Origin of the sequence: Richelia intracellularis HH01, assembly GCF_000350105.1 — a bacterium.
GTDB classification, from domain to species: Bacteria; Cyanobacteriota; Cyanobacteriia; order Cyanobacteriales; family Nostocaceae; genus Richelia; species Richelia intracellularis.
This window is the reverse complement of sequence record NZ_CAIY01000053.1, coordinates 1-17,656: the sequence shown is the minus strand read 5'-3', so window position 1 is coordinate 17,656 and position 17,656 is coordinate 1. Positions and strand designations below refer to the sequence as shown.

9 protein-coding genes are annotated in these 17,656 nt (G+C 33.0%); 7 read left to right on the top strand and 2 right to left on the bottom strand.

Going from position 1 to position 17,656, the window contains the following annotated elements; genetic code table 11:
• Positions 1-1,251 precede the first annotated feature (1,251 nt).
• The 3 genes from RINTHH_RS06725 (at position 1,252) to RINTHH_RS06715 (ending at position 5,370) form a co-directional block, all read left to right on the top strand.
• Positions 1,252-1,806 carry a TRAP transporter small permease subunit gene (locus tag RINTHH_RS06725; protein WP_008234545.1) on the top strand — a complete coding sequence of 185 codons (555 nt, stop codon included), beginning with the start codon at positions 1,252-1,254 and terminating at the stop codon, positions 1,804-1,806.
• Entirely contained in the window at positions 1,790-3,169 is a 1,380-nt protein-coding gene (locus RINTHH_RS06720; RefSeq protein WP_008234543.1) for a TRAP transporter large permease, read from the top strand. Before RINTHH_RS06725 ends, RINTHH_RS06720 begins: the two co-directional genes overlap by 17 nt.
• A gap of 1,016 nt (positions 3,170-4,185) precedes the next feature.
• Positions 4,186-5,370 carry an MFS transporter gene (locus RINTHH_RS06715; RefSeq protein WP_044304811.1) on the top strand — a complete coding sequence of 395 codons (1,185 nt, stop codon included), beginning with the start codon at positions 4,186-4,188 and terminating at the stop codon, positions 5,368-5,370.
• 1,117 nt (positions 5,371-6,487) lie between these two features.
• Here the strand turns inward: RINTHH_RS06715 and clpB are convergent.
• On the bottom strand, positions 6,488-9,106 hold the full coding sequence (gene clpB / locus RINTHH_RS06710; RefSeq protein WP_044304810.1) for an ATP-dependent chaperone ClpB: 2,619 nt from the start codon (positions 9,104-9,106) through the stop codon (positions 6,488-6,490).
• 435 nt (positions 9,107-9,541) lie between these two features.
• On the opposite strand from clpB, the gene RINTHH_RS06705 reads away from it, so the two are divergent.
• From RINTHH_RS06705 to RINTHH_RS06695, 3 genes are all read left to right on the top strand, one after another.
• Positions 9,542-9,790 (top strand): hypothetical protein, encoded by a 249-nt coding sequence (locus RINTHH_RS06705; protein WP_231291167.1) that lies wholly within the window; start codon positions 9,542-9,544, stop codon positions 9,788-9,790.
• Positions 9,791-10,361: 571 nt separating this feature from the next.
• Positions 10,362-10,751, top strand: a complete 390-nt coding sequence (locus tag RINTHH_RS10165; protein ID WP_052312034.1) for a hypothetical protein — start codon at positions 10,362-10,364, stop codon at positions 10,749-10,751.
• A gap of 1,856 nt (positions 10,752-12,607) precedes the next feature.
• Positions 12,608-14,440 carry an aspartate kinase gene (locus RINTHH_RS06695; RefSeq protein ID WP_008234519.1) on the top strand — a complete coding sequence of 611 codons (1,833 nt, stop codon included), beginning with the start codon at positions 12,608-12,610 and terminating at the stop codon, positions 14,438-14,440.
• 81 nt (positions 14,441-14,521) lie between these two features.
• Here the strand turns inward: RINTHH_RS06695 and RINTHH_RS06690 are convergent, their stop codons facing one another.
• Complete coding sequence (locus RINTHH_RS06690) at positions 14,522-14,761, bottom strand: hypothetical protein (protein ID WP_408005760.1); 240 nt, start codon at positions 14,759-14,761, stop codon at positions 14,522-14,524.
• A gap of 1,158 nt (positions 14,762-15,919) precedes the next feature.
• Between RINTHH_RS06690 and dxr the strand changes: the two genes are divergently transcribed.
• Entirely contained in the window at positions 15,920-17,116 is a 1,197-nt protein-coding gene (gene dxr, locus RINTHH_RS06685; RefSeq protein WP_044304812.1) for a 1-deoxy-D-xylulose-5-phosphate reductoisomerase, read from the top strand.
• Positions 17,117-17,656 lie beyond the last annotated feature (540 nt).

Here is a 17,656-nt window from a genome sequence, read left to right as displayed (position 1 = left end):
AATAAACTTTATAGATCGGTTTACTTCCTGTATATACTTAATTCAATAATTATATTTTCTAAATAAATTTTAGTTATAATTTCAAATTAGCAGTTACCTGAACCTGTTATAATCATGTATATTATGGATATTTACATATAAATATCTAAATCCAGACTTAAATAATAACTTAGTCAACAAAATAATTAACAATATTATAGTGTAATATACAACCCATTTTTGGTAACTTATTAATAGCCTTTGAGAGGTATACTGTCTAGATTATCTGGAACTTATTTTTGGCTTTTATTTCCCTATTATTGAGCTATTTATTATTTAGATAATGCACTAATTACTAAACTCTAATATGGTGGCTAATATTTATTTTTATTGCCTTTCTACCCAACCCCATTTACTCATTTACAGGGAATTATTAACAATTAATAATTCCCTGTATGCCATCAGAAACAAGGAACAATATAGTTAGTCAAATTTTTTCATTGTTACAATACTCGAAGTATAAGAAGTGATGAAATTAATTGCCAAACTGTCCAAAGAGGGTAATTTAGGAATTTTCAACATATTATATGCTTCAATCTTTGCAAGACTATTTGATTTCAGAAGATTTAATTTTGAAATTTAGTGTTAATTCCTGATACATGCTGGAATATTTATACTAGATAGCAAAACGTCAGGAGGTGCAGTAAATTCCACAAATTGTTGGTAAATTCCCTAAAATTATGATTTAAATACCCTAACCCGAAGCTAAAACTATAATTAAAAATGTTTAAAAAATAGGTGCATTTAAAGCCGTATCATTTAATCCAGAGGCTAATTACTGGTATAAAGACTCCTCTAATATAGGAGTGTTGTAAACTAAAAATAATTAATTATTCTTAAATTAGAGAGATTTTTAAAAGCTGATACAGCTCATATCCTAGATATGTAAAAGTGGAATCAAAGATTTAAAAATACTCAGAATTACTGTGGTTTGTTTATTGCTAGAGGATTTAATGGTAATAGTAGCGGCAAAATGGTAATAGTAGCGGCAAAAACTAACCCAAGGATATGATATTTTTATTTGAAGTATAATCACTTGCTTATAAAAATCTAAAGTTGGCTACTCTTAATGTCATACCTGGTAATTAATATAGGGGATAATAAGGAATAAGAAGAATAAATATTAATTACCTAATATAAAATCTAATAAACTAATATTAGTTTACAGGTGTAAACTAGTCTAAGTGTATAAGTATTTAAGTGGTCAGGGTATTGAAAAAACTGCTGCGTGTGTCAAGATTTATTGATATTTGCAATGAATGTATAGGCAAATCTACTGGTTGGCTGGTACTAGTTATGGTGATAATTAGTGCCTTGAATGTTGTTGGCCGATACTTAGGACGTGTTTTCGGTCAAGAACTGAGTTCTAATGCTTATATAGAAACCCAATGGTATCTTTTTGATTTGGTATTTTTATTGGGATCAGCCTATGTTCTCAAAAATGACCAACATGTCCGCGTTGATATTTTGTATAGCAAATATTCCCCAAAACGGAAAGCACTAATTAACTTATTAGGAAGTGTATTATTTTTAATCCCATTTTGCACACTAATAATTATTTTTTCCTGGGGTACAATTCTTGACTCCTGGATGGACCAGGAAATATCCCCTGATCCTGGTGGTTTACCTCGTTATCCCATCAAAACTCTAATTCCTATTGCATTTGTCTTACTCATTTTTCAAGGGGTTTCTGAAGCCATAAAAAGTATGGCAATTCTTACTGACAGGCTAGCATCACAGGAGGAAAACCATGACACTAGCTCATGAGTGGCTGAGTATAGCAATGTTTGCAGGGGCTTTACTATTACTATCCTTAGGATACTCAGTTGCTTTCTCCCTTGGTGGTGTATCTATACTATTTGGCATAATTGGTATTATCTTCCAAGAATTAAACCCAGACCAAATAATATTTGATTTGGGTTTAGCCAGTTTAATGCCTGAACGTATCTTTGGCATTATGAGTAATACTACTCTATTAGCGATTCCCTATTTTATTTTTATGGGGGCTATTTTAGAAAAAACTGATATAGCTGAAAGATTGTTAGAAACTTCGGGAATCTTATTAGGACGTTTGCGTGGTGGATTAGCTCTAGCTGTTGTTGTTGTAGGTGCTTTACTGGCAGCGACTACCGGAGTGGTAGCAGCTACAGTGGTAACCATGGGGTTAATCTCCCTGCCCATAATGTTGCGTTACAATTACAACAAAGAATTAGCAGCTGGTGTGATTGCTGCTTCAGGAACCTTAGGACAAATTATTCCTCCTAGTGTAGTACTGGTGGTTTTAGGGGATCAATTAGGAATATCCGTAGGAGATTTGTTTGTTGGTTCATTAATTCCCGGATTAATGATGTCAGGAGTATTTGTCCTTCACATATTGGTTGTTTCCCATTTAAGACCAGATGTTGCACCTGCTTTACCCGCAGAAGTCCGTAATATCGGGCGCAAAGCATTGATGAAAAGAGTAGTAAAGGTCATGCTACCACCTTTGCTATTAATTATACTGGTACTAGGCAGTATATTTTTTGGTTTTGCTACCCCAACAGAAGCAGGAGCAGTTGGATGTGTAGGTGCTATGGCCTTAGCTTCATTCAATGGCAAACTGTGTAAGCAAAACTTACAGCAGGTATGTGATGCAACCTTGCGTATTACTAGTATGGTTCTTTTTATCCTCCTGGGTTCCACTGCTTTTAGCTTAGTGTTTCGCGGATTAAATGGTGATCAGTTCATCTCTGACTTTCTTGTTCATCTACCTGGAGGGAAAGTAGGTTTTTTAGCATTAAGTATGGCAGTAGTATTTGTGTTAGGTTTCTTTATTGACTTTTTTGAGATCGCCTTCATTGTTATTCCTTTATTTGTGCCAGTAGCCCAACAATTAGGAATTGATCTAATTTGGTATGGAGTGATCTTAGGAGCAAACTTACAAACCTCTTTCCTAACACCACCTTTTGGCTTTGCACTCTTTTATTTGCGTGGTGTAGCACCTGTAGAAATAACCACCGGTGATATTTACCGAGGAGTAATTCCGTTTATACTTTTGCAATTAGTGGTACTAGTCTTGATTATCATTTTCCCTGGAATAGTTAGTTTCTTACCTTATCTAGCAAGACTAAACATGACAGGCAGTCCGTGAAACAAACAGTAAAAAAATTGGCAAATATTCATAAAACAATGAGTTTTATTGTAACTATTCCCATTTACTAGTTTCTCCAAGTAACAAATAGTTAATTGTAGAGACACAACAATAGTATTTCCGCTCTGATGTGTCTCTACTTGATTTATGCATGGGTCAAAAATAGTAAATCTCTGTTAGTATTAGGTTGTAGGACTTGAAATAGATTACTTCAAAGTAATTAGGACTCGATATACAGATATGAATACTTATGGGGTAATTGATATGTCTAAGAATTACCTAATTTGTATCAATTATAAATAATTAATACTAAGCCAAGACTATTAAAAAGATTTCTAATAATTACTATTTATTGTTTTGCAGATTATTGAGAATTCATACAGAAATAGTTTCAGTAAATTGATTATATCTAATATTGATATGATTATATCTAATATTGATAGCTCAACAATCCCTTGATAATAAAAAACTCTAGTAACTAATTCTTAAGAAGAATATGGTCACATGAATCAGTCTCTAACTGATATGGTTATGAAATCTGAAATTTGAATTTTATTTAGAGACTTTGTTCCTAGATAATTATTCTTCTAATCTACTCACTGAGTTCTTAAAGTTATTTCCAGAAATAACTTTTATGTCTTAACATAACTTTGTTATATCAGGATGTTATCAGAAGCCAAAATATATGGATATTATTTTTTGCTTGTTATTTTTCGCTTTTCACTTGCATATTAAAGTTATGTATATATTTGAAATCAGGACTTGTCTCTTGCTGTACTTATAACATGAATCAGTCTAAATTTACCCATATATTAAAGTGATAGAAAACATTTCCGGTTTATCTTTATCTATCTCGAGAAGAATAACAACCTTAAACTGCTAATTAGCAAAACATTCTTGCTAGTCATCAAGAAACATATCTAACACCCTATTTCCTTGTAGAAAATACGAAATTGCTGATTATCATTACAATAAACCAAAAAATTAATAAAAATTAACAATAATAAAATATTATTATGCTTCATACTGTTGTACCTCGTAAGCAGATATCTAAATTGCTAGTATTATTCTCATCAGGGTGTTTAACCTCTATTACTGGGGGAGTTGTATCTCCTGTAGTACCGGAAATAGTGATTCAAATGCAGTTAGATCCTCGATGGGCAGGCATGTTAGTGAGTATGCACTGTCTGACTATAGCAGTATTCAGCCCAGCTCTAGGTATATTGGCGGATAGAATTGGTGAATTAAAGGTATTAATTCCCTCTTTAATTAGTTATTGTGTATTTGGAATTTCAGGGGCATTTATGCCTGGTTTCCTACCATTGTTGTTGAGTAGAGCATTACTAGGAATAGCAAGCGGAGGCATCGCAGTTGCAAGTATTGGTATTATAAGTAACATGTATGAGGGTGATGAACGATTTCGAGTATTGGGTTATGCTTCTAGTATATTTTCAATTACTAGTATTTTCTTCCCCTTGTTAGGCGGTCTGCTTGGAGCGGTAAATTGGCAATATGCCTTCTATTTATATGCCTTGAGCTTGCCAGTAACATTATTTGCAGCATTATTGTTACATGAACAGCCACAAAAGAGATCAAAATCTGGCCAATTTCTACCTAGAAATAACAGAAAGCTAATCAAAAATCTACAAAATCCTGGTAATGTTACCTTATTCTTGGCTTTGGGTTTAACATCAGCTATTTTCTATATCGTTATAATTTATGCCCCTTTGCACTTCAAAGCTACCATTGGCGCTGATACGCTACTGAACGGAATGATTGTTGCATCTCGAGCTGTCGGTGCAGCAGTTATTTCCGCTTTTAGTGCTAGTCAACTAGCCAAGAATATTGGGGCAGCTCATGCAATGCCCTTTGGCTTTGTTGTTATGGCAATTTCATTGGTAACTATACCTCACATTGAACAAATTCAACTAATTTTTTTACTTGCTATCATGTTTGGCATTGGGTTTGGTATTGTCATGCCAAACCTTTATAATTCCTTGGCTCAAACAAATCCTCCAGGAGTCCGTTCTAGCATTTTGGCGGTTGGAAATGGAGCAAGCTATTTAGGGCAATTTCTATCCCCTGTTCTCTTAGGAGGAGTCTGGAAATATGGAGGAGTCAATGTATTTTATATCGGTGCAGCCATATCAATTTTCACTGCTATTCTCACCCTAAAACAGAAAAATGTCTTGCGAAATTGAAGAAGCAATAAATAATACCATAACTTTTATTTCTGTAAGTTATGGTATTATAAACAATCAATTATTATATATATTATTCATAATTTTATGCAGTTAAAAGTCACTAACACAAACCAAAAATTATCATCCTAATATATCTATAAGATACTTCTATCCTTAAGACTTATTTTGTAATAGGTAAGTAATTACATCAGATATTATTCAGATTTATTAGCCCATAATTAAATATAATATTCAAGCTTGAGTTTTGTTCTTCATAAGTACTAATGAAGTTATTAAATGTTTTGAAATACTAAGAAAATTAGGTAGCTTTAATAAAATTCAAATTATTATATAACTATATAGTAATTTGCTGAGTCTTTTGATAAGTATCACAGAGCTATATAAATAACCAGTAATACAAAAAACAATTACTATGATAAAAATTTAAAAGATTTATATAATAAGAATACTTATAAAATTTTTCATTTCCTGGTCAAAATCTAGGGGATAGTTATTATGGTAAACAATACAAAGACTAATACTTAAAAAGTAAGTATGTCTCATTTGATTTCAATAAAAATTAATTCACAATTTTTTTGTATTCAGCACATCATAATAGTAGCTTACCTACATATTATGATTTTAGTATGCAAGATACTAAGTATAGTAAATTTACTTGAGCATAAAATAATAAAAGTTAAAAGTTGATAGAATAACATTCTATTGCTTTAGATAGATAATTTTTATTAGAGAAATAATATTTGATGTAGCTAAATTAAACAATTTTATATTGTAATCAATTACAAAAATAAATTATATCTCAATTAATTCAAGTTAAACCCTGCTTATTTCTAAAAATACATACTTGTACGTTCAACTCAGTCGATACTCCCATACCTGAATTGTTATTTAGGAACGAAATTTTTTGAAAAATTATGGCAAACTATATGATTATATAAATGGTAATTCACAATTTTATAGTTAATTATTCACATAACTTAGTAGTGCTGCTAATGCCTATAATATTGTTGCTATGCGTTAATTCAAAATACTACCTCAAACGCATTAGAAAAGGACGTAAACTCATAATATCATGCCTTTACGTCTTTGAGCAGTATTCGTTGGTATTTACAAGTTAATTAGGAATAGACTCTACAGGTAAACACTTGAATGAAAGACGTTCATTTTCCACATCCACGTATACGATGTCACCATCACTAAGTTCACCCTGTAATATCAATTTAGCAATTGGAGTTTCTAGTTCTCGTTGAATAACCCGCTTAAGTGGACGAGCACCGAATACAGGGTCAAATCCAACTCCAACTATAAATTCTAAGGATAAATTAGAAAGTTTGAGAGAAATTTTTCTATCTGTTAACCTATGGCGTAGTTTTTCTACTTGTAACCCTACAATCTCCTGCAGCTGTTCTTTTAATAGTGCATGAAAGATAATAATCTCATCAACTCGGTTGAGAAATTCCGGACGGAAATTAGTCCGCATTGCTCCCATTACCCTACGCTGCATTTCATCATAGCGGGAATCATCACCAGCTATATCCAGAATATACTGAGAACCAATATTGCTAGTCATAATTATAATGGCGTTCTTAAAGCTCACTGTATGGCCTTGAGCATCAGTTACACGACCATCATCTAATATTTGAAGAAAGATGTTAAATACGTCTGGATGTGCCTTTTCTATTTCGTCGAAGAGAATTACGGCATAGGGACGACGACGGATAGTTTCGGTCAGTTGCCCCCCTTCTTCATAACCAATATATCCAGGAGGTGCACCAATTAACCGAGAAATTGTGTGTTTTTCCATGTATTCAGACATATCAATCCGTACCATGGCCTCTTCTGTATTAAACATACATGTCGCTAATGCTTTAGCCAATTCTGTTTTGCCTACCCCTGTAGGACCAAGAAAGATGAAACTGGCGATAGGACGGTTGGGGTCGGACAAACCGGCACGAGAACGTTGGATAGAATCAGCAACAGCAGTGACAGCTTCTTCCTGTCCAATAACGTGTTGATGTAAATCGTTTTCGAGACCGAGTAACTTTTCCATCTCTGATTCTACTAACTTACTCATAGGAATCCCAGTCCACTTGGAAATTATTTCCGCTATGTCTGATTCTGCAATCTCCTCCCTAAGTAAAGAAGTACCACTCCCCTGAGCTTGTGTTAATTCAGCTTCAGTAATTTCCAGTTTCTGATGTAATTGCGTTAACCTACCATACTTTAACTCGGCGGCACGGTTTAGGTCATAATTCCGTTCTGCCTGTTGAATTTCCAGGTTTACTCGGTCAATTTCCTCTTTTACGGACTGAATTTTGGTAATTACATCTTTTTCTGAATGCCACTGGGCATTAAGTGTACTTTGTTCTTCCTTAAAATCGGCTAGTTCTTTTTCTAGCTTTTCTAAACGCTCCTTGGAAGCAATATCACTCTCCTTTTGTAGAGATAGTTTTTCCATTTCTAGCTGCAAAATCTTACGGTCGATTTCGTCTAACTCCTCTGGTTTAGAGGTAATCTCCATTTTTAATCTTGCTGCTGCTTCATCTACTAAATCAATAGCTTTATCTGGCAGGAAACGGTCACTAATATATCTGCTAGATAACATAGCAGCTGCTACTAGAGAACTATCAGAAATTTTCACCCCATGGTGTACTTCATACCGTTCTTTCAAACCCCGCAAAATGGAAATAGTGTCTTCTATACTTGGTTGATTAACGTACACTTGCTGGAAACGTCTTTCCAAAGCCGCATCTTTCTCAATATACTTTCGATATTCATCTAAAGTAGTTGCTCCAATACAACGCAATTCACCCCGTGCCAGCATAGGTTTGAGCAAATTACCAGCATCCATAGCTCCTTGAGTTGCTCCGGCACCAACGACGGTGTGAATTTCATCAATAAATAGGACTATATTACCGTCAGCTCCCGTTACTTCCTTTAATACAGCTTTGAGTCGTTCTTCAAACTCACCCCTAAATTTTGCTCCCGCAATTAAAGATCCCATATCTAAAGCAATTAATTTGCGTTCCTTCAGAGATTGGGGTACATCACCAGCAATAATACGCTGTGCTAAACCTTCTATGATCGCAGTTTTTCCTACCCCTGGTTCACCAATAAGGACTGGGTTATTCTTAGTGCGACGAGAGAGAATTTGAATGGTACGGCGAATCTCATCATCTCTTCCAATAACTGGATCAAGCTTACCTTGGCGGGCTGCTTCAGTAAGATCCCTCCCATATTTTTCCAATGATTGGTATTTGCCTTCGGGATTTTGGTCAGTCACTATTTGCTTTCCACGAATTTGTTTAAGAACATTTTTTAGTTTGGTTTCGGTCAAGCCAAATTCCCGGAATAAACTTTTGCCAAATCGGTTATCTTCAGCATAACTGAGCAATAGATGTTCAATAGAAATATATTCATCTCGAAATTCTTTACGGCAGACTTCAGATCTGTCTAAAAGTTGATCTAAACTACGCCCCAAGTATAAAGAATTAATGCTACCGGATAATTTTGGCTGCTGGTTGATAAAATCACCAGTGTAATCATATAGTCTCCTAGTATTTACATCTGCCTTCGCAAATATTGCACTGGTCAAACCTTCCTGTTCCAGCATTGCTTTCATTAAATGTTCACTTTCAATTTGCTGCTGTTGATTTTGCTTGGCAATATCAGGAGTATGGTTGATTACCTCCCAAGCTTTCTCTGTAAACTGGTTGGGATTATTGGGTTGCATAGACTTTTTGAAGAAAAAATTTCACGGATATATAAACTGAATTAAGCTAAATCCTACAGCTATGCTTAGCCTCAAATTTTCAGCTGGATAAAAAATAAATCTATTCTTTAATGACTATTTTAAAAATAAATTAGATATTACCAAGATCGGTCTTCACGTATTCATGATAGTAAAATTACCACCTGTTCTGTAACAATAACCCCACTCTTGAGAAAATAATCAATTAATTTAGTGTATGTTCTGCTATTTCCATCGTGCACATGAATACATTTAAGAACTCTTTGTTTTCTTCTCTTTTTCCTAAAATATTATTCTGAATTTTAGTGTGATAAATATTGAGTTTGGCAAAATTGTTAAGGAGTCTATTGTATGCTTCGCTAATTGTCAATTGTTTATAAATGTTGGTGCAGGGTTAATCAGTTTTAACTTTGTGTATTGTTAATATCAAAACCATCTGCAGGTATCATAAAAACCTGGCTAGCTGAGAAAGAAAATTTGCCGTTTGTTCAAGAAGATATTTGTGACCGTAAACTTGTTGCTAAATTACTAGTAGAGCAAAATATAAATACTACAACTCCCCTCTTTGCTAAATCCAATATTGATAGATTGATTTTCGTTCCCAGTATCTTTTACCTATTTACGGTGATAGAAAATACCCATGGTCAGTTTACTTGCGACCATTAACCATGGGTAATTATAATACAGCAGAGTAAGACTATAATATTAGAACTAATAATGAAGTAAACAATATCAGGTTAATAAATATAGATGAATTATCTACAGACTCAACAGCATATCCCATAAGTGAATTAATGACTTTAAAAAATCAGAATATAAACGCAGATATACTGCGGACTGTAATAAAATTTAAACTTAATTGGGATAGTTACCCTCTGGAAAACCCTAAACAGTGGCTAAGTTTAATTATAAATGGGTCCCTCAGTCATCAATACTAGTAGCAATTACTACTTTCAGGATAATATCAGGCTTACTATAATCAGGTTTATACTCTAGTTACGAGTTGATATCTAAAATTAATAATGGGAAAAAGAACAAAATATACTTAAATACACACTAATTTCTTTCAGGTTTCATAAAACTAGTACATTATGAAGGTAGACATATGAAAATTAAGTCTACTAAAATAAAGTCTAATACAGCAAACCAATTACTTTTACTCATGTCATATGGGCATGTTATTGCTCTTTTTTTTAAGCCCCTGCTTATTTGTAAAATACATTTATGTTAAACCCCTATGAACAGTAAATTGCAACCTATTATCAGTTATACAACTGTAACAATTGTGGGAACTATTGTTATTTATCTATTAACAATCCAAGCCAGCTTAGCTCAATCAAACCAACCCGATAACCAACCAGGTTATTCCGGCGATAACTCAGGTAGTTTATGTGCTAATACTCAAAATTTTAACATGTTTAGTATAATTCACTGTGCCCAACTAACAAATAGTAGATGGGATGCCTACAACAGTACAGGAACGATTGATTCAATTGCATCTGAATTTAGAAAAAAGCAAAAACAAGTATGGCGTAAAAGACAACAAATACCAAATAATTCAACTCAAATTGATTCCCCAGTATTAAATGTTCTTGTTTTACCCAGCTCAAATAACCAGTCAAAGTAACAATCAAAAAAACTGAAATATATTAGCTGATTATATATAGATTCACTAGTAATTTTACTCTAGCCTATCTGACTGCTAATCGCACTGATATTTGATAAAATCAGTATGATGACATTATTTATACCTTAAATGTATGCCAGCTATATTTAAATTAATATAATATTTACCTTTTACTTTGTAGTAGGATATAGCATTTCTAGAGACCTATGCATTTCCTTTTTGCAGCAATGTTGATATTCAAATGACCCGGTAAAATTTTCCCTCGATTATCTAGTATAACTAGGAAACAAATTTTAACCCAAAACCGCTAATATTAATATATTTATGGTGAATAAACAACTCATATAAAATATTGGGATAGACACTTATTATTAAGAATGTTCTCATAATTATTTGTATGAGAAAAATATAACTATTCTTTGTTGTTTATTTGATTTATCTTAAAACAATCTCATTTTAATTAGATTACCATCCAGTTATATAATATTATAAGAATTTAATATCTTAACACCTAGAAAATATGTAATTGCTCTATCAAAAAATAAAATATAACCAATTCAACAATATTTAAATTGGTTATATTACAACTGGAGAAAGATAATTTAGAGATCCAGATTATAATTAATCATGTAACTCTCAATCTGGTTTCTATTAATAGTTATTTAATTATTGATGATTAAATATATATCAACTTCAACTACAATAAAAATTGGATATTTTTATTGTAGTTGAAGTTGAAGCGGTATCTTCTCATAGAGAATTGACTCATAGCTTATATGTACCTAAACTATGAGTCATAGATAGTATTTGGGATAAATTTAGACTATTTATTATAATATTTTTATTTTAAATTTTATAGCTGCCGAATACTGAGTTTAAATACTACAAGTATTTTGTGATAGAAGATACACCAGAGAAAAAGGTATAAACATAATATGCAGTTTGCTCTGTTATCCTAAGTATTAAATTAAGAAGAGTGAGGTTGAGGTAAATCCTAGCATAGCAAATCCTAATTAATTTCTATCTATAAGGATATGCTAAAATAGCAACAATCCGAGGCATATTTGTGGTCATTAAGGTGCATATATTCGGCTAAATATTTATTCTATAAGTTTAGAATAAATATTTATAATACCTTTTGTTTTCTTATTCTAAGCTTGTTGTAGCATATTTACGACTTTTTATAAATTTAAGAGCAGTACAAATATTCTTATCCTCATCAAAAAAAATATTTATGGTATGTTAAGTTAACAGTAAAAGAGCAAAAGTTTAAGAGTAAATTTAATTATATAAATTTTGTGGAGATGCTTTTACTATAATGGAATTCTATGGTGATTTCAGTATTTGTTATAACAACATAATCGAGATTTTGATAGTTGCTTCATGCTAACTAATACTGTGTAGTGTTGGTCTGATTTAACTTCTGCATGGAAACAAGTTTCATTAATAGATAGATTTAAATAATTTTAAATTCAACCTCGAGTTATTTTCTAGAAATTATGATTAGAAAAATAAATAATTTTAAGTGTTCCTAGCCGACACCTTGACCTTATAAAGTCAGAGCTAAACAAAAATTTAATATACATAATGAGATACAAAAATGATTCTTAATTTCCTTGAACAGACTACTTCGATTAAAAACTCAAAGCAATTACTCCAGAAGTTATACCAATTTGGATTAAAAATACCGTCAATAACTCATCTTGAAAAGATGTAAATACAATATGAGTTAATAGTAAATTATGCCTACGATTTTTGGTAATTTAAATATTGGATAAGCTTTTAGTTCTTTCTAAGCAAAGATATATGGCAGAATTTTGGTTAGTTCGGCACAACAAATTTAGTAAGTTATATTTATGGCTCTTATAGTTCAAAAATACGGTGGTACTTCTTTGGGTTCCGTTGAACGCATCCAGGCGGTTGCACAGCGTGTACAGGATACAGTAAGAGCCGATAACTCTGTGGTGGTAGTTGTTTCAGCTATGGGAGGTACTACAGACAACTTGGTACAATTAGCTGCGGATATTTCTGCTAATCCCTGTCTTCGAGAAGTAGATATGCTTCTTTCTACTGGAGAGCAGGTATCTATTGCCTTGGTAAGTATGGCATTACAAGAAATTGGACAACCAGCGATTTCTATGACTGGAGCTCAAGTAGGAATTATTACTGAGGCTCAGCATGCCCGTGCCCGTATTCTTAATATTGAGACAAAACGTCTAGAAAAATACTTAAAACAGGGTAAAGTCGTTGTAGTTGCGGGTTTTCAGGGTGTTACGAATGCTATTGATTTGGAAATTACTACCCTGGGTAGAGGTGGTTCTGATACTTCTGCAGTAGCCCTGGCAGCTGCACTTAGTGCAGATTTATGTGAAATTTATACTGATGTTCAAGGAATACTAACTACAGACCCGCGCTTTGTTCCAGAAGCACAATTAATGGATGAAATTACCTGTGATGAGATGTTAGAGCTTGCTAGTTTGGGAGCAAAAGTATTACATCCCCGTGCAGTGGAAATTGCTCGCAATTACAGTGTAAATTTGGCAGTACGCTCTAGTTGGACAGAAGAGCTGGGGACTCGTGTAAAAGCACCAACTTATTCTAGAAAGCCACTAATTAATTTAGAATTGGCATGCCCAGTAGATAGTATAGAATTTGATACTAACCAGGCAAGATTTGCATTTTTACGTATTCCTGATCAACCAGGGGTTGCAGCTCTAATATTTGGGGAATTAGCCGGTCAAGAAATAGATGTAGATTTGATTATCCAATCTATTTATGTGGGTAGTACAAATGATATTGTCTTTACCGTATTGAAACCGATTGTAAAGAAAGTAGAAGCTGTAGCTGCTGCAATAACTCCTATGTTTTGCAATTACTCCAGTATGGATCATAATCAGGAGGCAGAGTTAATAGTACAACAAAATATTGCCAAGGTAAGTATTACTGGAGCAGGAATGATTGGTAATCCCGGGGTTGCAGCTAAGATGTTTACTGCTTTAGCTGATGCAGGGGTTAATATCCAAATGATTTCTACTAGTGAAGTCAAGGTTAGTTGTGTTATTAACTATGCGGATTGTGACAGAGCTGTTTGTGTTTTGAGAGAAACCTTTAAAGTCAGTGAGACGAATATACAAAGCAACATAATATCTACTACCCCTAAAATCCCCGGTGTTACATCAGTAGTTGGTGTAGCTTTAGACATGAAACAAGCCCGGTTAGCAGTTCGTCATATTCCTGATCGTCCAGGAATGGCAGCGAAGATATTTAGCTTACTAGCAGATAGTAACATTAGTGTAGATATGATAATCCAATCTCAGCGTTGTCATGTAATTGACGGGGTTCCTACTAGGGATATAGCCTTTACTGTAGCACGTATCGAAACTAAAGTTGCCCAACATTTATTACAACAAAATGCGGTTACATATGGCTGGGGGGAAGTTATTTTAGATAATTCAATTGCTAAGGTCAGTATTGTTGGTGCAGGGATGTGCGGACAATCAGGAGTAGCTTCAAAAATGTTTGAATCATTAGCCAAACACAATATTAATATTCAAATGATTACTACTTCTGAAATTAAAATCAGTTGTGTTGTAGATGAATCAGAAGGCATACAAGCACTGAAAGCAGTTCATATGGCTTTTGGATTAGCTAGCAGTAGGCATGTCCACCCGCTTGAGATAAAGTTTTAGGTACTATAGTCATGGAGAGAAGAGGCCTCCAAGAGAATAAGCAAACTAGTGAGTCCTAAGTCTAAAACTATTCGCTTTCTTCTAAAATGAATTCCCTTCGGCTAAATCCCGAATCAGGGATACCTTTGAATTCAAGTAATTGTTTATAGTATTAACTTCCTCACGACTCATGACAATTTTATTTTGCAGTTGCCCCAGTAATTGCTCCACAAGCTCGGCATCTCCAAATTTAAGAAGAGTACTTGTTTCATTTTCTTCAATGACAGCCCATAATTGACGCAAAGTATAAGAGTTTATAAAACAAATATCCGGCGTAATCACTTTATTCCTATTTTTCAGCATGTGCATTCTGCCAGAGTTCACAAACTAAATGTTAAGCTATTATATTTAATAGTGTTTTAATAACTATGAGAGATTGATTTAATTTGATAAAACTTAAAGGTAGTGTGAATAGAGCCTAAACACTTCCTATCACCATAGTTCAACTCTAGTATATAAGTTTAGTCTTGACACGAGATGGTTGTTATTGATACTCCGCAAAATTACTTATATTCAGAGAAAACTCCATCATCATTAGTTTAATCTACATGATTGCTGATTTTTTGACTATAAATGAATTATTAAGTATTCTATTATTAAGGTAAATTTTAGCAAGAACAATTCATGTACTATTTTTTAAGTTAATAATGAGTAATATACCCTGAAATACTGGGAATATTTTAAAATCCATTTAATTGAGTATTTTTATTGCATTGCTGCTAAAAATATAAATGCAATGTTTTTAATACTAAGTATATCTGAAAAACTTGTTAAATAAGAGTAGAGAGAATAAGTCTTTTTTATCTATATATACCAAACTTACTTGTTGAAAATTTGCCTGACAAATCTATACAAATATTTGGTATTTATCATTTTTCTATGAGATATTTAGCCAATGTAATATTACATCTATCAGTCAAGGAAATTGATAAAACTCAAAAGTTGTAGAGGATTGATTTACTGTAAGTAATTAATATCTATAGGTAATGATAAGGATTATAAGAAAATATCATATTTATTAGAGTAGAAAACTTCACCCTTCAGTGCAAGATTAACTTGATCATGTGGCAAGTTCAGGAAAATAAATTGATGCTTTAGACTTTTGATTTGGTACCCAGCAATACCAGGATGATGGTGTAGATATGATGATTATTAATACATTTAAGTCAAAACTATCCACTGGCAACTACCATTTTACAAGTATATAGCTAATATAAATATTGCTAGGTTGATATATAAATCCAAAAATCATAATTAAAATTTATTATGCTCATCATAAAAATGTGAATTTTAACACTTGGTATTGGAATTTAATCCTAAGTAAAGCAGGCTTCAACAGTGGTAGTGGAAAGTTATATCTGGACATTGATAACTTAGATGATAATAGAAATTATCACTTATCAATTTATAGTTGAGTTGTATGTCAATAATTCAATAATTGTGAAAGCGATTACTCTTCTTGGTTCCACTGGCTCTATCGGAAGTCAAACTTTAGATATTGTTACCCAATATCCTCAACACTTCAGTGTTATAGGATTAGCTGCAGGAAATAATGTGGAAATGTTAGCTGCTCAAATAAAACAGTTTCAACCCAGCATAGTTGCAATTAGGGCAGAGGAAAAACTTCCTAACCTCAAAGCTGCGATAATGGATGTCAATCCCCAGCCAATCATTTTAGCCGGGGATACAGGAGTTATTGAAGTGGCTGGTTATGGCAATGCGGAAACTGTAATTACGGGTATTGTTGGTTGTGCGGGTTTATTGCCCACTATTGCGGCAATCAAAGCCGGTAAAAACATAGCTCTTGCTAACAAAGAAACTTTAATTGCTGGGGGACCAGTAGTTTTACCCTTAGTAGAAAAGTATGGGGTTAAATTATTACCAGCAGATTCAGAACACTCCGCAATTTTTCAGTGTTTACAAGGAACACAAACAAGAGATTTACGGAGGATTATACTTACTGCTTCCGGTGGCGCATTCCGGGACTGGGAAATAGCTAAATTATCTAATGTTACTGTTGCTGATGCCTTAAAACATCCTAATTGGTCGATGGGACAGAAAATAACTGTAGACTCGGCCACTTTAATGAATAAAGGCTTAGAAGTAATTGAAGCTCATTTTTTATTTGGTATTGATTATGAGCATATTGATATTGTAATTCATCCTCAAAGCATTATCCATTCTTTAATTGAATTGCAAGACACCTCAGTATTAGCCCAATTAGGGTGGCCTGATATGCGTTTACCCCTATTATATGCTTTATCATGGCCAGAAAGACTTTATACTGATTGGCATCCATTAGATCTAGTTAAGTCTGGAAAGTTAACCTTTCAAGAACCAGATCATCACAAATATCCTTGTATGCAATTAGCTTATAGCGCAGGAAAAATTGGTGGCTCAATGCCGGCTGTACTAAATGCAGCCAATGAACAAGCCGTAGCCTTATTTTTAGAAGAGAAAATTAGATTCTTAGATATTCCCCTTTGTATAGAGTGGGTTTGCGATCACCATAAAAATCAAAACCATACAAATCCAACATTAGATGATATTTTAGCATCTGATATCTGGGCCAGACAGAAAGTTATCGCAGCGATAGAATATCTTGCATCCCGCCCAAAAAAAATTCCCTTACATTAAAAATCAATGCTAATGATAGAAACCATATTTGTAAAAGTTTGGTTTCTATATACTTATGAAATGAAAGGCAGCTTTAGATACCTTTAGTGAAACTATTTGTACTCAAATTTTGTGTATATTAATTTATAAACAGTTTATATTACTAGATCTTCTTAAAAATGCAGTCATTTCCACTTTCAACTATATTTTCAGAACTATGCACATTTTTGATATGAAATGATTCTGAGTCTGCCTTATTCTAACCTGGTAACTAAATTATTTCGGGATTAGGCTACTGATTACTCAAGAATATATATTCAATTTCTAGTAAAAAAAATAAATTTTTCTGGATTATGATATCCTACAAAAAATGTTAAGTCTGATCAATTATAAGATTATAAATCTTATAGAATATTATAATTAAGTGTTTGAAAATAAATGTATTTTATGGCAGAGTATTATACTCATTCTGATAAATTTAAAAAATGTTTTTATATATGTATAAAGTAAAAAAATATTAATAGATAAGTCTGAACATACAAATAAAAATCAAAAAATAAT

Coding starts and splice junctions, on each gene's coding strand:
- clpB (WP_044304810.1), bottom strand. CDS start 9,106: ATGCAACCCAATAATCCCAACCAGTTTACAGAGAAAGCTTGGGAGGTA.
- RINTHH_RS10165 (WP_052312034.1), top strand. CDS start 10,362: ATGAACAGTAAATTGCAACCTATTATCAGTTATACAACTGTAACAATT.
- RINTHH_RS06720 (WP_008234543.1), top strand. CDS start 1,790: ATGACACTAGCTCATGAGTGGCTGAGTATAGCAATGTTTGCAGGGGCT.
- RINTHH_RS06715 (WP_044304811.1), top strand. CDS start 4,186: ATGCTTCATACTGTTGTACCTCGTAAGCAGATATCTAAATTGCTAGTA.
- RINTHH_RS06695 (WP_008234519.1), top strand. CDS start 12,608: ATGGCTCTTATAGTTCAAAAATACGGTGGTACTTCTTTGGGTTCCGTT.